General features: G+C 71.6%; 15 protein-coding genes and 1 pseudogene. 13 read left to right on the top strand and 3 right to left on the bottom strand.

The features are described 5' to 3' along the window. Window positions 1–87 precede the first annotated feature (87 nt). A complete protein-coding gene (locus ACWD0A_RS21475; RefSeq protein WP_451300348.1) occupies window positions 88–1,014 on the top strand; it encodes a proline dehydrogenase family protein in 927 nt (308 codons plus the stop codon). A gap of 72 nt (window positions 1,015–1,086) precedes the next feature. After that, on the top strand, window positions 1,087–2,718 hold the full coding sequence (gene pruA, locus ACWD0A_RS21470) for an L-glutamate gamma-semialdehyde dehydrogenase (RefSeq protein WP_451300346.1): 1,632 nt from the start codon (window positions 1,087–1,089) through the stop codon (window positions 2,716–2,718). Between the two features lie 68 nt (window positions 2,719–2,786). Here the strand turns inward: pruA and ACWD0A_RS21465 are convergent. Next, window positions 2,787–3,509 (bottom strand): annotated as a pseudogene (locus tag ACWD0A_RS21465) (zinc-binding dehydrogenase); the annotation flags it as partial. A 336-nt stretch (window positions 3,510–3,845) separates the two neighbouring features. Between ACWD0A_RS21465 and ACWD0A_RS21460 the strand changes: the two are divergent. The 3 genes from ACWD0A_RS21460 (at window position 3,846) to ACWD0A_RS21450 (ending at window position 6,447) form a co-directional block, all read left to right on the top strand. Next, window positions 3,846–3,974, top strand: a complete 129-nt coding sequence (locus tag ACWD0A_RS21460; RefSeq protein WP_256355792.1) for a hypothetical protein — start codon at window positions 3,846–3,848, stop codon at window positions 3,972–3,974. Window positions 3,975–4,057: 83 nt separating this feature from the next. Then, window positions 4,058–5,101: a 3-isopropylmalate dehydrogenase gene (locus ACWD0A_RS21455; protein WP_307713278.1), complete on the top strand. Its 1,044-nt coding sequence runs from the start codon at window positions 4,058–4,060 to the stop codon at window positions 5,099–5,101. 257 nt (window positions 5,102–5,358) lie between these two features. Then, window positions 5,359–6,447, top strand: a complete 1,089-nt coding sequence (locus ACWD0A_RS21450; protein WP_177147736.1) for a branched-chain amino acid aminotransferase — start codon at window positions 5,359–5,361, stop codon at window positions 6,445–6,447. 6 nt (window positions 6,448–6,453) lie between these two features. On the opposite strand, the gene ACWD0A_RS21445 is transcribed toward ACWD0A_RS21450, so the two are convergent. Then, the gene (locus ACWD0A_RS21445; protein ID WP_451300343.1) at window positions 6,454–7,875 is read right to left on the bottom strand and encodes a cytosine permease; all 1,422 of its coding nucleotides are present in this window, start codon (window positions 7,873–7,875) and stop codon (window positions 6,454–6,456) included. A gap of 141 nt (window positions 7,876–8,016) precedes the next feature. Here ACWD0A_RS21445 and ureA point away from each other — a divergent pair, with 141 nt between their 5' ends. From ureA to ACWD0A_RS21410, 7 genes are all read left to right on the top strand, one after another. Continuing rightward, the gene (gene ureA, locus ACWD0A_RS21440) at window positions 8,017–8,703 is read left to right on the top strand and encodes an urease subunit gamma (RefSeq protein ID WP_177147738.1); all 687 of its coding nucleotides are present in this window, start codon (window positions 8,017–8,019) and stop codon (window positions 8,701–8,703) included. Next, complete coding sequence (locus ACWD0A_RS21435; RefSeq protein WP_451300341.1) at window positions 8,703–10,385, top strand: urease subunit alpha; 1,683 nt, start codon at window positions 8,703–8,705, stop codon at window positions 10,383–10,385. Before ureA ends, ACWD0A_RS21435 begins: the two co-directional genes overlap by 1 nt. An 8-nt stretch (window positions 10,386–10,393) precedes the next feature. Beyond that, the gene (locus ACWD0A_RS21430; protein WP_451300339.1) at window positions 10,394–11,410 is read left to right on the top strand and encodes an agmatine deiminase family protein; all 1,017 of its coding nucleotides are present in this window, start codon (window positions 10,394–10,396) and stop codon (window positions 11,408–11,410) included. Between the two features lie 230 nt (window positions 11,411–11,640). Further along, window positions 11,641–12,243: a TetR/AcrR family transcriptional regulator gene (locus tag ACWD0A_RS21425; RefSeq protein WP_451300337.1), complete on the top strand. Its 603-nt coding sequence runs from the start codon at window positions 11,641–11,643 to the stop codon at window positions 12,241–12,243. Between the two features lie 1,048 nt (window positions 12,244–13,291). Further along, a complete protein-coding gene (gene cimA / locus ACWD0A_RS21420) occupies window positions 13,292–14,905 on the top strand; it encodes a citramalate synthase (RefSeq protein WP_451300335.1) in 1,614 nt (537 codons plus the stop codon). Window positions 14,906–15,184: 279 nt separating this feature from the next. Continuing rightward, window positions 15,185–16,555, top strand: a complete 1,371-nt coding sequence (locus ACWD0A_RS21415; RefSeq protein ID WP_451300333.1) for a hypothetical protein — start codon at window positions 15,185–15,187, stop codon at window positions 16,553–16,555. Window positions 16,556–16,730: 175 nt separating this feature from the next. Then, the gene (locus ACWD0A_RS21410) at window positions 16,731–17,948 is read left to right on the top strand and encodes a S8 family peptidase (protein ID WP_451300331.1); all 1,218 of its coding nucleotides are present in this window, start codon (window positions 16,731–16,733) and stop codon (window positions 17,946–17,948) included. Window positions 17,949–18,036: 88 nt separating this feature from the next. Here the strand turns inward: ACWD0A_RS21410 and ACWD0A_RS21405 are convergent, their stop codons facing one another. Then, window positions 18,037–18,663, bottom strand: a complete 627-nt coding sequence (locus ACWD0A_RS21405) for a YceI family protein (RefSeq protein ID WP_451300329.1) — start codon at window positions 18,661–18,663, stop codon at window positions 18,037–18,039. Between the two features lie 402 nt (window positions 18,664–19,065). On the opposite strand from ACWD0A_RS21405, the gene ACWD0A_RS21400 reads away from it, so the two are divergent. Further along, window positions 19,066–22,908 (top strand): endo-alpha-N-acetylgalactosaminidase family protein, encoded by a 3,843-nt coding sequence (locus ACWD0A_RS21400; RefSeq protein ID WP_451300327.1) that lies wholly within the window; start codon window positions 19,066–19,068, stop codon window positions 22,906–22,908. Window positions 22,909–23,191 lie beyond the last annotated feature (283 nt).

Raw genomic sequence — 23,191 nt, 5'->3', positions numbered from 1 at the left:
TCACGGTGGTTCTTCGTGCCGTTCCCGACACGTCCGCCAAGCGGTCGGCCTCGGCCCCCTTCAACACCTGTTCCGTGGAGGTGCCCCGTGCTGGGTCCCGTGATCCTCGCCGCGTCGCGCAGCGACAAGATGCGCCGTTTCGTGTCGGCCGCCCCGGGGACGAAGCAGGTCGTCGCCCGGTTCATCGCCGGTGAGACCGTCGACCAGGTCATCCCGGTCGTCCAGGACGCCGCCGCCAAGGGCCTCGAGGTCACCCTCGACGTGGTCGGCGAGGACATCACCACCCCGGAGCAGGCGGCCGCCGCGCGCGACGCCTACCTGGAGCTCGTCGAGCACCTCGAGCCGCTGGACCTCGGCCCCCGTGCCGAGATGTCCGTCAAGCTGTCGATGTTCGGCCAGTCCCTGGAGGGCGGTCACGAGCTGGCCCTCGCCAACGTCCGTCCGGTCGTCGAGGCCGCGGCCGCGATCGGCACCACGGTCACGCTCGACGCGGAGGACCACACCACCCTCGACTCGATGTTCGCCATCCACGAGGAGCTGCGGAAGGACTTCCCGCAGACCGGCTGCGTGATCCAGGCGTACCTCTTCCGCACCGAGGAGGACGCCCGGCGCCTGGCCGCGAACGGCAGCCGTGTCCGTCTGGTGAAGGGCGCGTACAAGGAGCCCGCCTCCGTCGCGATCCAGGACAAGGCCGGGATCGACAAGGCGTACGTCCGCATCCTCAGGATCCTGATGGAGGGCGACGGCTATCCGATGATCGGGTCGCACGACCCGCGCCTGATCGCGATCGGTCAGGAGCTCGCGCGCAGCGCCGGGCGCAAACTGGACGAGTACGAGTTCCAGATGCTGTACGGGATCCGCACCGACGAGCACGTCCGCCTTGCCGCCGAAGGACACCGGATGCGCGTCTACACCGCATACGGCACCGACTGGTACGGCTACTTCATGCGCCGCCTCGCGGAGAAGCCCGCCAACCTCCTGTTCTTCGTGCGCTCGATGATCACCAAGAACTGAACCAGGCACAGACCCCAGAACCGATTCCAGGGCCGAGCCCCTCCCCACCCTCGCAAAGGAGTCACGGAACTCATGGACGCTGTCACCCAGGTCCCCGCACCGGTCAACGAGCCGGTGAACGGCTACGCCCCCGGTTCCGCCGAGCGCGCCCGCCTCGAGGCCAAGCTCAAGGAGCTGGCCGAGAACCCGATCGAGCTGCCGATGACCATCGGCGGCGTCAAGCGGATGGGCGGCGGCGAGCGGGTCGACGTCGTGCAGCCGCACAACCACAAGGCCGTCATCGGCACCTTCGCCGGTGCCACCCAGCAGGACGCGCAGGACGCGATCGACGCCGCGCTCGCCGCCGCCCCGGCCTGGCGCGCGATGTCCTTCGACGACCGCGCCGCGATCATCCTGCGCGCCGCCGAGCTGCTGGCCGGCCCCTGGCGCGAGACCCTGGCCGCCTCCACCATGCTCGGCCAGTCCAAGACGGCCCAGCAGGCCGAGATCGACACCCCCTGCGAGCTCGTCGACTTCTGGCGCTTCAACGTCAAGTACGCCCGCGACCTGCTCGCCGAGCAGCCCCCGGCCAACTCGCCGGGCGTGTGGAACCGCCTCGACCACCGCCCGCTCGAGGGCTTCGTGTACGCGATCACGCCGTTCAACTTCACGGCCATCGCCGGCAACCTGCCGACCGCGCCCGCGCTGATGGGCAACGTCGTCGTCTGGAAGCCGTCCCCGACCCAGACCCACGCCGCCGTGCTGCTGATGCAGCTGCTGGAGGAGGCCGGTCTGCCGAAGGGCGTCATCAACCTGGTGACGGGCGACGGCATCGCGGTCTCCGAGGTGGCGCTGAACCACCCGATGCTCGCCGGTATCCACTTCACCGGCTCGACCAAGACCTTCCAGCACCTGTGGAAGACGGTCGGCAACAACATCGAGAAGTACCGCTCCTACCCGCGCATCGTCGGCGAGACGGGCGGCAAGGACTTCGTCGTCGCGCACCCGAGCGCCGACCGCGCCGTGCTGAAGACCGCGCTGACCCGCGGCTCGTTCGAGTTCCAGGGCCAGAAGTGTTCCGCCTCCTCGCGTGCCTACGTCCCGGCCTCCATCTGGAACTCCGGCTTCAAGGAGGAGTTCGCGGCCGAGGTCGACGGCATCAAGATGGGTGACGTCACCGACCTGACGAACTTCATCGGCGCCGTGATCGACGAGCGCGCCTTCGCCAAGAACAAGGCCGCGATCGACCGCGCCAAGTCCGACCCGGCCTGCACGATCGTCGCGGGTGGCAGCTACGACGACTCGGTCGGCTACTTCGTCCGTCCGACGGTCATCGAGTGCACGGACCCGGAGAACGAGGTCTTCACGACCGAGTACTTCGGCCCCATCCTCGCCGTCCACGTCTACGAGGACGACCGGTACGACGCCATGCTGGAGCAGATGGAGTCGGTGTCGGACTACGCGCTGACCGGCTCGGTCATCGCGAACGACCGCGCCGCCGCCGCGCACACGATGGAGAAGCTGCGGTACGCCGCGGGCAACTTCTACATCAACGACAAGTCGACCGGCGCCGTCGTCGGCCAGCAGCCCTTCGGCGGCGGCCGCGCCTCCGGCACCAACGACAAGGCCGGCGCCCCGCAGAACCTGATGCGCTGGACGCTGACCCGCGCGATCAAGGAGACGCTGGTCCCGCCGACCGACTACTCCTACCCGCACATGGGCTGACGCCCGGCGCCCCTAGGACACCGCCCCCCTTCTGGCCCCCCGAGCCAGGACGGGGGCGGTTCTCAGGCCGCGATCCTGCCCGACTCGCGCAACGAGGCGATCGTGCCCTCCAGGTGGCCGCCTCCCACGTTGTCCACGTACGCGTCGATGCCGGTCGGCGCCGCCTTCGCCGGCAGTTCGGCCACCGGTCCGTCGTGGTAGTCGAACGCCGCGTCGTACCCGACCCGTTCGGTCAGGTACCCGACCTTCTCCGCGGACCCCGCACTTCCTACGATCCGGTCGGCGCCGAGCAGTCGGGCGATGCGTCCCGCCGCCGTGCCGACCCCGCCCGCGGCGGCCGAGACGAACAGGTCCTCGCCCGCCTGCAGACGCAGCGTGCGGGTCAGCGCCGCGTACGCGGTCAGCCCCGTGCCGCCCAGGATGCTCAAGTACGCGAAGAGCGGGACGCCTTGGTGCTCCCGGAGCCTGCGGGCGCCGTCGGCGCCGGCCGTCACCAGTGCGTGGGTGCGCCACCCCGCCCGGTGGAAGACGAGATCGCCCTCGGTCAGACCGGCGTCCCGGGACGCCACGACCCGGCCTGTCGTCCGCCCCTCCAGCGGGCTGTTCAGCGCCCATCCGCCGTCCATCTCCTCGCGGTGGTACGGGTCCACGGACCAGTACACCTTCTCGACCACTGCCTGGCCGGGCCCCGGCGAGGGCAGCGGCGCCTCGGTGAAGGCGAGATCGGACGCGGTGGGGAAGCCGGTCGGCCGGGCGATCTGCTGCACGGTCAGCGCGGTGTCAGGCGTCATGATCGTGACGGTGGTCAGGATTGCCCCGGCCCGGCAGGGCGTGCCTCGGGTCGTCGCCGTCATGACGGTCCCCCTTGTGGACGATGTCCACGGGGCGCGGGTCACGGCGGGGCCGGCCGTGACCCGAAGGCGGTGGCGTCTCAGATAGTAGGAAGTCCGAGTAATTGTGGAGACAGGAGAGCGTGGCTGGCCTAACTTTGTAGGAGCCGAACGTCTCGCTCGATCCAGCGAATGGCGGCCGTGAGTCCGTGCCCGAGGCAGGCAACCCCTGCGGCACCGCTCCCCGCCCCTTCCGGCGCCTTCGAAATCTCTTCTGATTCCAAGGAGTCGATCATCATGCCCGCTGAGACCGTCCGCCGCGTCCGTCACTCCTCCCGCATGAGCGAAGCCGACCGCAAGAACGCCGCCGCCGCCCTGCAGCGCGCCCTGGACCGCCGCGACAACGGCGGCTCGACCGGTCACTGATCCGCCGCGGCCCCGTGCCGACATGTGTGTCCACATGGCGGACATGGCGTGTCAATGAATGGGACGGGGAGTAGGGTGCCGACATGTCTCGCAGCATCAATCTCGCAGTAGTCCCCGGTGACGGCATCGGCCAGGAGGTCGTGGCGCAGGGCCTGAAGGTCCTTGCCGCCGTCCTCCCGCAGGATGTGAAGCTGGAGACCAAGGAGTACGACCTCGGCGCCAGCCGCTGGCACCGCACGGGGGAGACCCTCCCCGACGCGGAGCTCGACTCCCTCAAGGGCCACGACGCGATCCTGCTCGGCGCCATCGGCGACCCGTCGGTGCCGTCCGGCGTGCTGGAGCGCGGCCTGCTGCTGAAGCTGCGGTTCGCCTTCGACCACTACGTCAACCTGCGCCCGTCGAAGCTCTTCCCGAACACCGCGACCCCGCTCGCCGGCCGTCCGGACATCGACTTCGTCGTCGTCCGCGAAGGCACCGAAGGCCCGTACACGGGCAACGGCGGCTCCCTGCGCACCGGCACGGAGCACGAGGTCGCGACCGAGGTCAGCCTCAACACGGCGTACGGCGTGGAGCGCGTCGTCCGCGACGCCTACGAGCGGGCCAAGGCCCGCCCCCGCAAGAAGCTGACGCTCGTCCACAAGAACAACGTCCTCGTGTACGCGGGCCACATGTGGAAGAACATCTTCGACAAGGTCGGCCAGGAGTACCCCGAGGTCACGACCGACTACCTGCACGTCGACGCCGCGACGATCTTCTTCGTCACCCAGCCGGAGCGCTTCGACGTCATCGTCACCGACAACCTCTTCGGCGACATCATCACCGACCTCGCCGCCGCCGTGACCGGTGGCATCGGCCTGGCGGCCTCCGGCAACATCAACCCGACGGGCGCGTTCCCGTCGATGTTCGAGCCCGTCCACGGCTCGGCGCCCGACATCGCGGGCACCGGCAAGGCGGACCCGACGGCCGCCATCCTGTCCGTCGCCCTGCTCCTGCGACACCTGGGCTACGAGACCGAGGCCGTCCGCATCGAGGACGCGGTCGCCGCCGACCTGGCGGAGCGCACCCCGGAGACCGTCCGCACGACGGACGTGATCGGCGACGCGCTCGCGGTACGAGTAGCGAGCTGACCCGCCGGACCGACTGTCCGGGGGTGTCCCCCGGACCCCCCAGAAGCCGCCGGGTCGCATTCCCACAGCGCCCGGCGGCTTTTCCTGTGCGGCCACCGGGTGCCACCATCGAACCCTGGGCCGCACCCACGCCTCCCTGACCGGTCCCCCGCGCGCGATAATCGGGCGTGGGCCGTGTCGGCCGGCAATGCTCGGACGTCCAAGCAGTCGGCGTGAGCGCGGTCCGCCACTGACAACCGGTGAAGGACACTGCACTCATGACGACGCCCACGATCGAGCTCAAGCCCTCCTCGCATCCGCTGTCCGACGCGGAGCGTGAGGCGATCCTGGCCAACCCCGGATTCGGCCGGCACTTCACCGATCACATGGTGACGATCAAGTGGACCGAGGGCCGCGGCTGGCACGACGCCGAGCTCGTCCCGTACGCGCCGCTGTCGATCGACCCGGCCAACATGACCCTGCACTACGCGCAGGAGATCTTCGAGGGGCTCAAGGCCTACCGCCGCCCCGACGGCTCGGTCGTCACCTTCCGCCCCGAGGCCAACGCCAGGCGCTTCCAGGCCTCGGCCCGCCGCCTGGCCATGCCCGAGCTGCCCGTGGACCTGTTCATCGCCGCCTGTGACGCGCTCGTCGAGCAGGACAAGGCGTGGGTGCCCGCGCACGGCGGCGAGGAGTCGCTCTACCTGCGTCCGTTCATGATCGCGACTGAGGTCGGGCTCGGCGTGCGCCCGGCCAACGAGTACCTCTTCCTCGTCATCGCCTCGCCCGCCGGCGCGTACTTCCCCGGCGGCGTCAAGCCCGTCTCGATCTGGCTCTCCGAGAACCGCGTCCGCGCCGTCCCCGGCGGCATGGGCGACGCGAAGACCGGCGGCAACTACGCGGCTTCCCTGCTCGCCCAGGCCGAGGCGGCCGCCAAGGGCTGCGACCAGGTCGCCTACCTCGACGCCGTCGAGCACAAGTGGGTCGAGGAACTGGGGGGAATGAACCTGTACTTCGTGTACGGCGACCGCATCGTCACGCCCGAGCTCACCGGTTCGCTGCTCGCGGGCATCACGCGTGACTCGCTCCTCCAGCTGGCCAAGGACCTCGGCTACACCTCGGAGGAGGGCCGCGTCTCGATCGACCAGTGGCGGGCCGACACCGAGAACGGCACCCTCACGGAGGTCTTCGCCTGCGGCACCGCCGCGGTCATCACCCCGGTCGGCCGGGTGAAGTCCGCGGGCGGCGAGTGGACGCAGTCCGGCGGCGAGCCGGGCGAGGTCACGATGAAGCTCCGCGAGGCGCTGCTGGACATCCAGACCGGCAGGGCCGAGGACGTCCACGGCTGGACCCACCAGCTCGGCTGAACCGGCTCAGGCCCCGGGCCCCGCACCCTGCACCGCAGGCTGCGGGGCCTGCTGCGTACGGGCGCCGAGTGCCGCGTAGGCGACCCCGCCCACCAGTCCGGAGAGGATGAAGCTGCAGTCGACGCCGCCGGTCAGGGGCAGCAGCGGGCCCTCGTGGACGGGGGTGGACACGGCCGCCAGACCGACCACCGCACCCACCGCCCAGGACGCCGTGGCGCGCGGGTGCCAGCCGGCGCGGAACCAGTACGCGCCGCCGCGCGCACGGCGGTTGTAGACCTGCAGCGCCTCCGCGTCGTACTCGCCGCCCAGGCGGACGTGCGCCATCAGTGTGATGACCGCCCACGGCGTGCCGATCGCGGTCAGCAGCAGCACGAACGACGTCATCGCGGACTGCGCGTCCCACACGAAGTGGCCGGCGAAGACGAATCCGGTCGCCACGACGGCGACGACGAGCGTGGCCCGGGTGCGCGTCGCCTTCGGCAGGATCGCGTCGAGGTCGAGGCCCATCGAGTACAGCATCAGACCGGCGTTGCCGACCGAACCGGCTGCCGCGGCGACCAGCAGCGGGATGACGTACCAGGCGGGGGAGGCGGCGACCAGCGGGCCGGCGTAGTCCAGTCCGGCGCGGGCGGACAGCGCCGTGTACGTGCCGAAGAGCTGCGGTACGAGCAGGCCGGCCGTCAGACCCACACAGGTCGCCCGCAGGACCTGACGCGGGCTGTGCCGCGCGGGCGAGATGTAGCGGGTGTAGTCGCCGAGCAGGGTGATGAAGGCGATGGGACCGCTCAGACCGGCGGCGACGGCGGACAGCAGCCAGGTCGGCCAGAACGAGCCGAGCAGGTACGGGGTGTCCGGCGGGGCGGCGGTGGTCAGATCGGGCGCGTACGCGATGAGGCCGAGCAGCAGCAGCACCGTCATGCCGACCGCGAGAATCCGGCTCAGCCGCAGCAGCAGCCGGTAGCCGTAGACCGCGCCGACCACCGTGCAGGCGGCGAGCGACGCGTAGACCACGGTGTGCGCGACGCCGCCGGTGGGCACGCCGGCGATGCGGGCCAGCGTGCCGAGCATCACGTCCCCGCCGATCCACAGGGTCAGCGCCGTGTAGCCGAGCGAGAGCAGCAGGCCGACGACCGAGCCGACGAGCCGGCCGCGCACGCCGAACGCCGCGCCGCTGGATGTCGACAGATTGGTCGCGGTCTGCAGGGAGATGAGCGCGAGCGGGGCGGTGACGGCGACGCCCACGACGGTGCCCGCCACCACGGAGGTGACCGCGGGCCACAGGCCGAGGCCGAAGGAGACCGGCAGCCAGCCGAACACGATCACCCCCAGGCAGAGGTTGGACCCCAGCAGGATCGATAGGAGATCCCTGGGAGTGCTGGTGCGCTCCGACTCGGGAATCGTGTCGACTCCGCGCTGCTCCACCGGCATGAGGTGCCCCCGTCGCTCGCTGTTTGAGTGGTGCTCTAATTGAGTGCTGCTCAATGTGAGCGATACCCGGGTGTAAGTCAATGGTTCCGTTCGATGGCATGGGCTTGTTAGAGTGACACTCAAACCTGGAGGTGTGGTGACGTGAGACTGACCCCGACCGAGCGCGACCGGCTGCTGCTGTTCGGCGCCGCCGAGCTGGCGCGGGCCCGCCGCGCCCGCGGGCTGCGGCTCAACGTTCCGGAGGCGACCGCGCTCATCGCCGACACCGTCTGCGAGGCCGCCCGCGACGGGCGGCGGCTCGCGGAGGCGATCGAGGCGGCCCGCTCGGTGCTCGGCCCCGACGACGTCCTCCCCGGCGTCGCGGACGTCGTCACCGAGGTCCACGTCGAGGCCGTCTTCGAGGACGGCTCACGCCTCGCCGTCGTCTCCGACCCCATCGGAGGCGGCGGGTCCGGAGCGGACGCGCCCGGTGCGCTGCTGCCCGGCCCGGCGTACGACGAGCCCGAACCGGCGCTGCGGCTGACCGTCCGCAACACCGCGACCGTGCCCGTCAGCGTCACCTCGCACTTCCACTTCTTCGAGGCGAACCCGCGCCTGCGCTTCGACCGGGCCGCCGCCTACGGCATGCGGCTCGCCGTTCCCGCCGGCTCGTCGGTCCGCTTCGACCCCGGCGGCGAGGCCGAAGTGGGCCTCGTGCCCATCGGCGGCGACCGCATCGCCATTGGCTTCGCCGGCCTGGTCGACGGCCCGCTGGACGCGCCCGGCGCGAAGGAGGAGGCCCTGCGGCGCGCGGCGGCCTGTGGCTACCTGGGATCGGAGGCCCACTGATGGACCCCTACGAATACGCGTCCGTGCACGGGCCGCGCGCCGGGGACCGGGTCGTCCTCGGCGACTCGGGACTGGTCGTGCGCGTCGAGTCGGACGCCCAGAAGCCCGGCGACGAGTTCCTGGCCGGCTTCGGCAAGACCGCCCGCGACGGGCTGCACCTCAAGGCCGCGGCCGTACGCGAGACCTGCGACGTCGTGGTGAGCAATGTGCTGGTGATCGACGCCGTGCAGGGCATCCGCAAGGTCTCCATCGGCATCCGCGAGGGCCGGATCCACGCGATCGGCCGGGCCGGCAACCCGGACACACTCGACGGCGTGGACGTCGTCGTCGGCACCGGCACGTCGATCGTCTCCGGCGAGGGGCTGATCGCGACCGCCGGCGCCGTCGACACCCACGTCCACCTGCTCTCCCCGCGGATCATGGAGGCCTCGCTCGCCTCCGGCGTCACGACCGTCATCGGCCAGGAGTTCGGCCCGGTGTGGGGCGTGGGCGTCAACTCTCCGTGGGCGCTGAAGCACGCGTTCAACGCCTTCGACGCCTGGCCCGTCAACATCGGCTTCCTCGGCCGCGGTTCCTCCTCCGATCCCGCCCCGCTCGTCGAGGCCCTCGCGGAGGGCGGCGCGTCCGGCTTCAAGGTCCACGAGGACATGGGCGCCCACACCCGGGCGCTCGACACCGCCCTGCGCGTGGCCGAGGAGCACGACGTCCAGGTCGCCCTGCACAGCGACGGCCTGAACGAGTGCCTGTCCGTCGAGGACACGCTGCGCGTCCTGGAGGGCCGTACGATCCACGCCTTCCACATCGAGGGCTGCGGCGGCGGGCACGTGCCCAACGTCCTCAAGATGGCGGGTGTACCGAACGTCATCGGCTCCTCCACCAACCCCACCCTGCCCTTCGGCCGGGACGCGGTCGCCGAGCACTACGGCATGATCGTCTCCGTCCACGACCTGAAGACCGACCTGCCCGGCGACGCGGCGATGGCCCGCGACCGGATCCGGGCCGGGACGATGGGCGCGGAGGACGTCCTGCACGACCTCGGCGCGATCGGCATCACGTCGTCCGACGCGCAGGGCATGGGCCGTGCGGGTGAGACCGTGCGCCGCACCTTCGCCATGGCCGGGAAGATGAAGGCCGAACTGGGGCCCATGGACGGCGACGGCGCGCACGACGACAACGCGCGCGTCCTGCGCTACATGGCCAAGCTGACCATCAACCCCGCGATCGCGCACGGCCTCGCGCACGAGATCGGCTCCATCGAGGTCGGCAAGATGGCCGACATCGTGCTGTGGCGGCCGGAGTTCTTCGGCGCGAAGCCGCAGCTCGTGCTGAAGTCGGGCTTCCCCGCCTACGGCGTCGTCGGCGACCCCAACGCCGCCACCGACACGTGCGAACCGCTCGTGCTCGGCCCCCAGTTCGGCGCGTACGGGGCCACCCCCGCCGACATCTCGGTCGCGTTCGTCGCCCAGGCGGCCGTCGACCTCGGGGCCGACCGCATGCCGACCCGCCGGCGCCGCGTCGCCGTGCGCGGCACCCGCGGTATCGGCCCCGCCGACCTGCTCCTCAACTCCCGTGTCGGAGACGTCTGTGTGGACGGCAGGACCGGACTGGTCACGCTCGACGGTGACCCGATCCGCTCCGAGCCCGCAGAGTCCGTCTCCCTCAACCGCCTCTACTTCCTCTAGGACGTGACGTGACCTTCCGCATGCCGGCCGAATGGGCCCCGCACGAGCGCACCTGGATGGCCTGGCCCGGCCCCAACCCCACGTTCGCCGACGACGGGGAGCTGGCCGAGGCCCGCGCCGCCTGGGCCGCGGTGGCCCGCGCCGTACGCCGCTTCGAACCGGTCACCGTGATCGCGGGCACCGGCCAGTCAGCTTCGGCCCGTGACCTGCTCGGCCCGGACATCGAGGTCGTCGAACGGGACCTGGACGACGCGTGGATGCGCGACATCGGCCCCACCTTCGTCACCGACGGCAGCCGACTGGCCGCGGTGGACTGGGTGTTCAACGGCTGGGGCGCGGCGGACTGGGCCCGGTGGGAGCACGACTCCAAGATCGCCCGTCATGTCGCCGACCTCGCGGACGTACCCGTCCACGCCTCCCCGCTGGTCAACGAGGGCGGTGCGATCCACGTCGACGGCGAGGGCACGGTCCTCCTCACGGACACCGTCCAGCTCGGGCCCGAGCGCAACCCCGGCTGGACCCGGCAGCAGGTGGAGAACGAGATCCACGCCCGCCTCGGCACCACGAAGGCGATCTGGCTGCCGCGCGGCCTCACCGGCGACTACGGCATGTACGGCACCCGCGGCCACGTCGACATCGTCGCCGCGTTCGCCGGTCCCGGTGTCGTCGTCACCCACACCCAGCCCGACCCGGCCCACCCCGACCACGAGATCTGCAAGGCGAACGTCGAGCTCCTGAAGTCGCAGACGGACGCCAGGGGCCGCCGGATCGAGGTCGTCGAGGTCCCGGCGCCGACGGTGCTGCGCGACGAGGACGGAGAGTGGGTCGACTACTCGTACATCAACCACTACGTCTGCAACGGCGGCGTGGTGCTGTGCGCCTTCGACGACCCGCGGGACGAGATCGCGGCAGGCATCTTCCGCCGGCTCTACCCGGGCCGTACGGTCACGCTCGTGGACGCGCGGACGATCTTCGCGGGCGGCGGCGGCATCCACTGCATCACGCAGCAGCAGCCGCAGGTCTGACATCCGCTGGTGGCCGCCGCGGGCTGCGTGTCGGCCTGCGGCCATGCCACCCATCGAACCCGCGACGGACCCCTACAGGCCGCCTGCGGGACCCGTCTCGCGGACCTGGCCGCGGACGCGGGCAGCGCCTCGCCCGAGGAGGTCCGGGCCCTGAAGGAACGGATGGCGGAGGACGGGTGGAGGATCAGGTAGAACGTACGAGTGAACGCATCCTTCCCGGTGGTCGCCGCATGACCCCCGCATCCCGCCGCCGCAATGTCGCGCCGCCGCGCGAGGCACTGCTCGCCGCGGCCATGGACACGATCGCCGAGCGCGGCCTCGAAGGGCTCACCATGGCCGGGCTCGGCCGCGAGGTCGGGATGAGCAGCGGACACCTGCTCTACTACTTCCGTACCAAGGACGAGCTCCTGCTGCAGACCCTGGAGTGGAGCGAGGGCCGGCTCGGCGCCGAGCGCAGCGCGCTGCTGTCCCGGCAGGGGTCCGCACGCGAGCGGCTCGACGCGTACGTCGACCTCTATGTGCCCGACGGGCCGCGCGACCCCCACTGGACGCTGTGGCTGGAGGTCTGGAACCGCTCGCAGAGCGCCGACGCCGACGCCCGCGTCCGGCAGGCCGCGATCGAGGGCGCCTGGCACCGGGACCTGGTGGCGCTGCTCGCGGAGGGCGTCTCGCGCGGCGAGTTCCGTGCGGTCGACGCCGACCGGTTCGCGGCGCGGCTGCGGGCGCTGCTCGACGGTTTCAGTGTCCACGTCGCGGTGGGGATACCGGGCACGGGACGCGAGCAGGTGCTCGCCCACGTCCGGGACTTCATCGAGGACACGCTGCTGCCGTGACGGCCCCGTCCCGGGGCCGGGGTGTTCCCCCACCCCGCCCCTTCCCGAAACCGGGGCTCCGCCCCGGACCCCCGTAGCCACCCTGCGAGCCCGCGCACTGCCGGGGCTCCGCCCCACGGCGCGGCTCCGCCGCCGTGGGGCGGGCCCATTGCGGGCCTGTAGCGGCCGGCGGACGACCGTCGGGGCTCGCCCTCGAACCGGTGCCGCGCCCGGGGCGGCATCGTACGGGGCCTTTGGCGGTCCGGCGGACGGCGTCCATTGTCGGGGTTCCACCTTCCAACCGGTGCCCCGCACGGAGCGGTCACCGTGCGGAGCCTGCAGCGGCCGGTGGACGACCGTCGGGGCTCGCCTTCGAACCGGTGCCGCGCCTGTGGCGGGCCCTGTGGGGCCTGCAGCCGTCCGATGGACGGCGTCCATTGTCGGGGGCTCGCCCCCGAACCCGGTGCCGGGCCGGGGCGGCATCGTGCGGGGCCTGTAGCGGTCCGGCGGAGGGCGCCCATGGTTGAGGGGTCGCCCTCGAATCCGCTGCCGCGTTCGTGGGCCGGTCCATGCGGGCCGGGTAGCCGTCCGGCGCACGGACGGCGTCCGTGCCGGGCTTCGCCCGCTTCGGGCCCACCGCCCGGTACGGCCTTGGTGGTTCCCCTCGACGCCCGGGTGCCCGGTCGGGGCGGGGCACCTGCAGTGGGGAGCTTGTTCAGCCCCGCCGGCGAGTGAGGCGCGGGGCCCGGGGCCCGGCCCCGGAAAGGGGGCGACCGCATCGTGAGATGCGTGTCCAGTGGCGCCGCCGCCTGTGGCAGACTGCCCCCGTGCTCTCGTTCGCCATGATTATCGGCAGCAGCGCGCCGGTCCGCAGTGACCGCTGACCCGTGGACAGCAATCCCGCGGCAGGCGGCACCGTGCCCCAGACCCGCGCGCAAACCTCTCGCACCCGCGAGAGGTTTTTTCGTTTTACGGCCTCACCCATGGCCGGGAGCGAGACGCACGCGATGATGGGGGCAAGTGGAGCCAGACATTCCGGAGCCACTCATCCGACAGGAGTCAGGACAGCATGACCACCAACGCCCAGGACACCCACGTCGACGACAGTTTCCACGTCTTCGACACGACGCTGCGCGACGGCGCCCAGCGCGAGGGCATCAACCTCACGGTCGCGGACAAGCTGACCATCGCCCGGCACCTGGACGACTTCGGCGTGGGCTTCATCGAGGGCGGCTGGCCGGGTGCCAACCCCCGCGACACCGAGTTCTTCTCCCGCGCGCAGAAGGAGATCACCTTCCGGCACGCCCAGCTCGTCGCCTTCGGCGCCACCCGCCGCGCCGGGTCGACGGCGGCCGAGGACCCGCAGGTCAAGGCGCTGCTCGACTCCGGCGCGCCGGTGATCACCCTCGTCGCCAAGTCGCACGACCGCCACGTCGAGCTCGCCCTGCGCACCACCCTGGACGAGAACCTGGAGATGGTCCGCGACACCGTCTCGTACCTGCGCGAGCAGGGCCGCCGGGTCTTCGTGGACTGCGAGCACTTCTTCGACGGCTACCGCGCGAACGCCGAGTACGCCAAGTCGGTCGTACGCACCGCGCACGAGGCCGGCGCCGACGTCGTCGTCCTGTGCGACACCAACGGCGGCATGCTGCCCGCCCAGGTCCAGGCCGTCGTCTCCACGGTCATCGCGGACACCGGGGCCCGGCTCGGCATCCACGCCCAGGACGACACGGGCTGCGCCGTGGCCAACACGCTCGCCGCCGTCGACGCGGGCGCCACCCACGTGCAGTGCACGGCCAACGGCTACGGCGAGCGCGTGGGCAACGCCAACCTGTTCCCGGTCGTGGCCGCGCTGGAGCTCAAGTACGGCAAGAAGGTCCTGCCCGAGGGCGCGCTCGCGGACATGACCCGCGTCTCGCACGCGATCGCCGAGGTCGTCAACCTGACGCCCTCGACCCACCAGCCCTACGTGGGTGTCTCGGCCTTCGCGCACAAGGCCGGGTTGCACGCCTCCGCGATCAAGGTCGACCCGGACCTGTACCAGCACATCGACCCCGAACTGGTCGGCAACACCATGCGCATGCTGGTCTCCGACATGGCCGGACGCGCCTCGATCGAGCTCAAGGGCAAGGAGCTCGGCATCGATCTCGGCGGCGACCGCGAGCTGGTGGGCCGGGTCGTCGAGCGGGTCAAGGAGCGCGAGCTCCAGGGCTACACGTACGAGGCCGCCGACGCGTCCTTCGAGCTGCTGCTGCGCGAGGAGGCGGAGGGCAGGGCCCGTCGCTACTACCGCACGGAGTCCTGGCGCGCGATCGTCGAGGACCGCCCCGACGGCACGCACGCCAATGAGGCCACGGTGAAGCTGTGGGCCAAGGGCGAGCGCATCGTCGCCACCGCGGAGGGCAACGGCCCGGTCAACGCCCTGGACCGCGCGATGCGGGTCGGGCTGGAGAAGATCTACCCGCAGCTCGCGAAGCTGGAGCTGATCGACTACAAGGTCCGCATCCTCGAAGGCCGCCACGGCACCGGCTCGACGACCCGCGTGCTGATCACGACCGGTGACGGCGCGGGCGAATGGTCGACCGTCGGCGTCGCGGACAACATCATCGCCGCCTCCTGGCAAGCACTGGAGGACGCCTACACCTACGGCCTGCTGCGCGCCGGGGTCGAGCCGACGGAGTGAGGCGGCCGGCTCGGCAGGCGTCGTCGGCGCGTTCCTCGAACTCCTCGCGGAGCACGGCCTGTTCGTCCGCCCGGACCTCGCCGGGTTCCCGCGCCTCCGGGTGCGCGGCGCGGAGGCGGGCGACGCCGACGTACGCGTAGTCGGCGGCAGCATCCGGCAGGACGGATGCTGCCGCCGAGATCCGCGCGACCGTCGGGTCGCTCCGAGACGCCCGGAACCGCCGCGGAGCGACATCGGATGGCTATGTCCCCTTTGCTCCTGTTCGGGTAGCGTCGATGTATGAGGACACGGCCGTTCACCCTTGTGTCGGCTCTCGCGGGGCTGACGCTCATGCTGCTCCTGATCCTGGCCCCGGCCTCCGCCGCCAGGGCCACGGGTCTGTCCGACGCCGCCGCCGCCCTGAAGCAGGGGCCGGTGTACGTCCACCCCGCCATGACCGGCCAGGTCTCGCAGTCCGAGGCCGACGCGCTCGCCGAGAGGATCGAGCAGGCCGACAAGCCGGTGTTCGTCGCGGTCCTGCCCGCCACCGCGGAGTTCCCGCCGGACAACCTGCTGGTCAACCTGCGCACCGAGACCGGGATCACCGGCCTGTACGGGGTCCGGCTCGGCGACGGCTTCGACGCGGGCGCCGACCGCAGCGTCATGTCCAACCAGGCCGTCGACAACCTCGCCCAGGCGGTGCGGGGCAGCGGATCCGTCGACGCCGCCACCCAGCTGGAGAGCTTCGTCGACCAGGCCCTGACCCAGGTCCGAGGAAGCGCCCCGGTCTCCTGGGACGCCGGAGCCGGTGACGAGGGCGTCGACGCCGGCGCGCTGATCGCCCTCGGCGCGGTCGTCGCGGCAGGCGGCGCCGGAGCCTACGCGGTCGTGCGCAACAAGCGCCGCCGCAAGGCGGAGGAGGAGCGCGCCGCGCTCGACAAGCTGCGCGTGGTCGTCGACGAGGACATCACCGCCTTCGGCGAGGAACTCGACCGTCTGGACTTCCACCCCTCGGAGAAGGGCGCGGACGACGCCATGCGCGCCGAATACGAGCGTGCCCTCGACGCGTACGACACGGCCAAGTCGCGCATGGGCGCGGCCGAGCACCCGCGTGACGTCCGCGGTGTCACCGAGGCGCTGGACGACGGCCGCCACTCCCTGGCCGTTCTCGCGGCCCGCCGCGAAGGCCGGCCCGTGCCCGAACGCCGCGCGCCGTGCTTCTTCGACCCCCGCCACGGCCCCTCGGTCACGGACATCTCGTGGATGCCGGCCAGCGGCGCGGCGGCCCGTGACGTCCCGGTGTGCGCCGCCGACGCGGCCCGCCTGGAGGAGGGCATGGAGCCCATGTCCCGCACCGTGGAGACCGGCTACGGCCGCCGCCCTTACTGGGAGGCGGGCCCGGCCTACGGTCCCTGGGTCGGCGGCTACTTCGGCGGTGGCATCCTCCCCGGGCTGCTGATGGGCACGATGCTCGGCAGCATGCTCGCCACCCCCGCCTACGCGGCGGACTACGGTGCCGGCGAGTTCAGCGGCGGCGAGTACGGCGGCGGCGACGTCTCCGGCGCCGACTTCGACACCTCGGACTTCGGCGGTGGCGGTGACTTCGGCGGTGGCGGTGACTGGGGCGGCGGCGGCTTCGGCGGCGGCTTCGACGGAGGCGGAGGCTTCTAGCGGACGCTTCTCGTCACGAACCATGAGCCACGCGGGCGACCGGTCGGCCCGGAGCACGAGCAGCGGCACCGAGTACGGCAAACGGCGGCAGCACCTGTCGGATCGCCTACTGAAAGCAGCAAATCGCTACGCCAGGTGATTGATCACGATCTTGGTGCGTGTTTCCCTCTGCCGCATGTCAACCAGAACAAGGCTTCGTGCCCTCGCGACAGCGGTCACCGCGGCTGCCGCGGTCCTGCTGGCGTCCGGGCCGCCGACCGCCGCCGATCCGTCCGATCCCTCACCGTCCCATTCGTCCACCGCTCGGACCCCCGCCCCGCTGATCCGCTCGGCGAACGCCCTGCCGGGCCGGTACATCGTGACCCTCGGCGACACCGCCGACGCCACCGACATGATGGGGACGGTAGGAGCGAAGGCGCTGTACACGTACAGCTCGGCCATGCGCGGCTTCGCCGCGAACCTCAGCGCCGCCCAGCTGGAGAAGGTGCGGCTGACACCCGGCGTCGTGTCCGTCGAGGAGGACGCCAAGGTCACCGCTTTCGGCGCGTCGGGCGCGGGGACAGGTGTGCCGGCCTCGTCGTGGGGGCTCGACCGGATCGACCAGCGCGCTCTGCCGCTCGACAGCGACTTCACCGCGGCGGGCGACGGCAAGGGCGTCACGGCGTACATCCTCGACACCGGCATCGACTACGGGCACACCGAGTTCGGCGGGCGTGCCAGGTTCGGGTACGACGCCATCGGCGACGGCCGGCGCGGGCAGGACTGCCAGGGGCACGGGACGCACGTGGCGGGCATCGTGGGCGGCGCCACGCACGGCGTGGCACGCGATGCCTCGCTCGTCAGCGTCCGGGTTCTCGACTGTACGGGCAGCGGTGCCTGGTCCGGCGTCATCGCCGGATTCGACTGGGTGGCCGCCAACGCCGAGAAGCCGGCCGTGCTCAACGCCTCGCTCGGCGGCGTCAGGTCCACGGCGGTGAACAACGCGGCCGAGGCCCTCGCGGAGAGCGGTGTCCTGCCGGTCGTCGCGGCCGGCAACGACGCGCAGGACGCCTGCAACGTCTCCCCGGCATCCGCGGACGACGTGGTCACGGTCGGCGCGACCGACCGTTCCGACCGGGAGACCCACTTCTCCAACTACGGCGAGTGCCTGGAGCTGTACGCCCCCGGGGCCTCGATCGTCTCGGCCCGGATGGGCGGCGGCAGTATCGCGCACGACGGCACTTCGATGGCGTCCCCGCATGTCGCGGGTGTGGCGGCGCTCTATCTGGCGGAGCACTCCACGGCTTCCCCCGGCAGGGTCGCGGACTGGCTGAAGGGCACCTCCACGACGAACGTGGTGACGGGCACCACCGCGGGGTCGCCCAGCCGTCTGCTGTACACCGGCGGCCTGTGAGGCAGCCTGCGCACGACCGAGCGCCCGCCATGCCGAGGGAATCGGCAGGGCGGGCGCGCTCGTTGGATCGCGCCAGGGGCGCGCGGGGTCAGGCGGCCTGCGGGACGCTCTTGATCGCGGAGATGTCGAACGTCAGCTTGACCTTGTCGCTGACCATCACGCCCCCGGCCTCCAGGGCCGCGTTCCACGTCAGACCCCAGTCGGACCGCAGGATCTCGGTGGAGCCCTCGAAGCCGACGCGCTCGTTGCCGTAGACGTCGGTGGCGGAACCCTGGAACTCCAGGTCGATGGAGAGCGGGCGCGTCACGTCCTTGATCGTCAGGTCGCCCGTGATCCGGTACCGGTCGCCGTCCAGCTGCTCCGCGCCGGTGGAGCGGAAGCTCATCCTCGGGAAGTTCTCGGCGTCGAAGAAGTCGCCGCTGCGCAGGTGGCCGTCGCGGTCGGCGATGCCGGTGTCGATGCTCGCGATGTCGACGTCGATGACTGCCGACGAGCGGGACGGGTCGGTGCCGTCGAGGCTCAGGGTGCCCTGGTGGGAGCCGAAGCTGCCGCGCACGTTGGTCACCATCGCGTGCCGCACGGTGAAGCCGATGCTGCTGTGGGCGGGGTCGATCGTGTAGTCGCCGCTCAGGGCCGCGAGCTGGGGGTCGACGGTGGTGGTGGCGACCGCGGTGGCCGCGGCGGACTCGTTGTTCCTGCGGTTGAAGAGGCCCATGACTGCTCCTTGGGGACGGATGCCGGAGGGGCTCCTGGCATATTGTTTAAGCTTCAATGAAATTGACTGTAGACCCATTCCATTTAATTTTCAACATCTCCGGCGTGGGTCGTCCCGCCGATCACCGGATGGACGCCGACGCGCTCTGGCCGACGCGCGTACACCTCTGGTAGCAGGAGGGAACATCGCCGGGGTACGGAGACCGGGCACGCGGGCGGCGCGTACGGCTGCTGACGGCGCGGCGGCGCGGAAGAAACGTGCGGGCGCTCGTCCCCGGAGGCCGGGCGCCCGCACGGGTGCCGCGAGCCGACTTGGACTGACCGACGGGGGTTGTTGGACTGCGGCGTCCGTCCGGGCCCCGGTTCGTTGACGCCCCCGAAAGCCGGGGACTACTCAGTCCCCATGCCTCAAAGACACCACGCGGCCTGTGCGATGGCCGCCGCCTCCTGTGCCGTGCTCGTCCTGGCCGGGACCGTACAGCCGGCCGCCGCCGAAGCCGACGGGCCCGCCGCCGTGACCGCGGCCGGCGGCGGGCCCGTCATCACCTCCGGCACTCTCTCGGTCACCGTCGCCGACGACTTCCCCCGGGTGCTCTCGTACACCGACCGCGCGTCCGGCGCGTCGCTGCTCGGCAGCACCCGTCCGGTCACCGAGGTCACCCTCAACGGCAAGCCGTACGCGGTCCGGCCGGCGGGCGCCCCCCGCGTCGACGCCGCTTCCGTGCGCCACACCCTGGTCTTCCCCGACCTGCCCGGCGTCGGGATCGACACCCTGGTGTCGGTGTCCGGCCGGGCCGTGACCTTCAAGGTCACCGCCGTGCGCGACACCGACGCCTTCCGCGTCGGGACCCTCGACATACCCGGGCACGACCTCGTGTCCGTCGGCAGCACGGAGGGGGGCGCGGCCACCGCGTTCACCAAGCTCGACCCCGACTCCACCCGGACCGCGGACGTGTTCGGCAAGGTCACCGCGGAGACGCCCGCCGAGGCCGCCCCCGTCGGCGCCACGTACGCCATCGTCAACACCGCCTCGCTCGCCGCCGCCGTCGAGTCCAACTCCTCGTACGACAAGCCGAGCGGCGCCACCGGCGGCGACGACGCGCGCCTGTGGCACCAGGCCCGCAAGGCCGGTGACGGCACGGTGCGCGTCGGCGTCTCCTCCGGCCAGTGGACCTACCGGGGCGACGGCGCACCGCAGCCGGAGAGCGGCGAGAACCTGCCCTGGGCGAAGGTCGTCGTCACCCCGGACGCCAACGCCGACAGGAAGGTCGACTGGCAGGACGGCGCGGTCGCCTTCCGCTCGATCGGCATCAAGGCGCCTGGCGGCGAGGACACCCCCGACCGCGTGATCACCCACATCCCGTTCAACTTCGCGAGCCAGGCCACCCACCCGTTCCTGCGCACCCTCGACGACGTCAAGCGCATCTCGCTGGCCACCGACGGCCTCGGCCAGCTCGCCGTGCTCAAGGGGTACGGATCCGAGGGCCACGACTCCGCACACCCCGACTACGGCGGCAACTACAACAAGCGCGCGGGCGGCCTGGCCGACCTCAACACGCTCCTGAAGTCGGGCCAGAAGTGGGGGGCGACCTTCGGCGTGCACGTGAACGCCACCGAGTCCTACCCCGAGGCGAACAACTTCAGCGAGACCCTCGTCGACAGGACGAAGCCCGGCTGGAACTGGCTCAACCAGAGCTACTACATCAACCAGCGCCGCGACATCAACAGCGGTGATCTCGCCCGCCGTTTCCAGCAACTGCGCGACGAGACCGACCCCAATCTCGACTTCCTCTACATCGACGTCTATTACACGCACGGCTGGATCGCCGACAAGACCATGCAGGCCGTGCAGAAGCAGGGCTGGAACGTCGGCACCGAATGGGCGGACAAGTTCGAGCGGGCCTCGCTCTGGTCGCACTGGGCCAACGACCTGGACTACGGCGGAGCCACCAACAAGGGCCTCAACTCCCAGATCATCCGCTTCATCCGCAACGGCGAGAAGGACGTCTGGAACAACCACCCGGTCCTCGGCCAGACCGTCCTGGAGGACTTCGAGGGCTGGACCGGCGAGACCGACTGGAACGCCTTCTACGACAACGTCTGGCAGCGCAACCTGCCCGCCAAGTACCTCCAGCAGAAGCGGATCACCCGCTGGAACGGCAACGACATCACCTTCACCGGCGGCCTGCGCGGCACCGTCGAGGACGGCCGGCGCGCCTTCTACGACCACGGCCGCAAGGTCCTCGACGGCGATCGCTACCTGCTGCCGTGGGACGGCGGCGCCAAGCTGTACCACTACAACGCGGCGGGCGGCACCAGCAGTTGGGCCGTTCCCGGTCAGGGCGCCTACACCGTCTACAAGCTGACCGACAACGGCCGGGTGAGGACCGGGACCGTACGGCCCGAGGGCGGGAGGATCACGCTCACCGCCGAGGCAGGGCAGCCGTACGTGCTCTACCCGGACCGCGCCCCCGAGCAGCGCGAGGCCCACTGGGGCGAGGGCGGTCATGTCGCCGACCCCGGCTTCAACGACGCCTCGCTCGACGCCTGGACCCGGCGCGGCACGGTCACCCGTGACACCGACGACCACGGCCGCAACAGCGCCGCCCTGACCGGTGGTGCCACGGCGTCCGTCTCCCAGAGGATCACGGGCCTCGCGGCAGGCGAGCGGTACACCGCATCCGCCTGGATCGAGGTGGAGCCGGGCAGCTCCCGCCGCACGACGCTGTCCGCCGGCGGGAGGTCCGTCGTCGTCGAGCGTTCCACGGCCAAGGACATGGTCGCCGCGTCCGACCGGCACGGCACCTACTTCCAGCGCGCCAAGGTCAACTTCACCGCGCCCGCCGACGCCACCACCCTGCGCGTCGAAGCCGCGGCGGGCGGCACGGCACGCGTCCGCGTCGACGACGTGCGCGTCGTCGCCAACGCCCCCGCAGGCAAGGAGGGCGCACTCGTCCGCGACGACTTCGAGGACGTCGATCAGGGCTGGGGTCCGTTCCTCAAGGGCGACGCCGGCGGCGTCACCGACCCGCGCACCCACATCAGTCAGTTGCACGCCCCCTACACGCAGGCCGGGTGGAACGGGAAGCTGATCGACGACGTGCTCGCGGGCAAGGAGTCCCTCAAGTCGCACGACGAGAACACCGGCCTCGTCTACCGGACCGCGCCGTGGACCGTGCCGATGGAGAACGGCCACACCTACCGCGTCGAGTACGACTACCAGTCCAGCCACGCCGGGGCCTACGAGTGGGTCACCGGCTACGACCGGGCCGCAGGCGGGTCCGTGGAGCGCCGCCGCACCCCCATCGGCGCGCAGCGAACCACGGGTCACTTCTCCGAGACGGTCACCGCGGGCTGCGGTGACACGTGGACCGGTCTGCGCAAGCGCGGTGACGCCCCCGACGGCGCGGACTTCGTGATGGACGGCTTCACGGTCACCGACCTCGGCCCCGCGGCCGAGCAGGCCGCCTGCGGCACGCTCGCCGTGACGGCGCCGGAGACCCTGGTGCCGGGCAGGCCGAACGAGGTCAAGGCCGCGTTCAGCAACGACGAGACGACGGCGGCGGGCCAAGTGACGCTGGCACTCGCGCTGCCCGACGGCTGGACGGCCGAGCCCGTTGGCCCGGTGAGCTTCGCGTCGGTCGCGCCGGGCGCCAAGGCCACGGGCACGTGGCAGGTGACCCCGCCGGCGGACGCCGCGTACCGGACGTACCCGATCGGTTCGACGGCCGCGTACACGGTCGGCGGCACGCCCCGGAAGCTCACCGCGTCCACGTCCGTGCGCACCCTGCCGCCGCCGCCCTCCGCCGACGCCTGGGCGAGCGACCTCGACTGGACGTCCGCGCAGAACGGCTGGGGGCCCGTCGAGCGCGACCTGTCCAACGGCGAGACCGGCGCCGGCGACGGCAAGCCCCTGACGATCGGGGGAGTGACCTACGGGAAGGGCCTCGGCACCCACGCCCCCGCGAAGATCCGCTACTACCTGGGCGGCCGGTGCACCTCCTTCACCGCCTCGGTGGGCGTGGACGACGTCCAGACCACACGCGGCACCGTCCGGTTCGGCGTGCTCGCGGACGGCGCCGAGAAGGTGACCTCGCCCGTGCTGAAGGCCGGCGACCCGGCCTGGTCCCTGACCGCGGACGTGACCGGAGCCGACTACGTCGAGCTCGTCGTCGGCGACGGCGGCGACGGAAACGGCAACGACCACGCCGACTGGGGCGCCGCCCGCTTCCACTGCGGCGCCTGACGCCCCGGCCCCTCCCTCCGTCCCGTCCGGACCGCACCCGCGAGGCCGGACGGGACGGAGGTTTCCGGGCCCGGTACGGTGGGTCCGCCCCGCCTCGCGCCCCCGGGAATTAACCCGACCGGCGCAGGCGCGACACCTGGCTGTGAGCCGGCTCTCACCTGGTCCCGTTGTTGGACCCGCACAAAGAAGGACCGGCCTGGGCTGGCGGTTGGCGCTCCATGTGGAAGGCTTCTGTCAGAGGTCGACAGGAGAACGGTCGCGAGACTGTACGGAGTCGACGGCA

It is taken from the genome of Streptomyces sp. NPDC002867, assembly GCF_053591895.1.
This window is presented reverse-complemented; position numbering and strand designations above follow the sequence as displayed.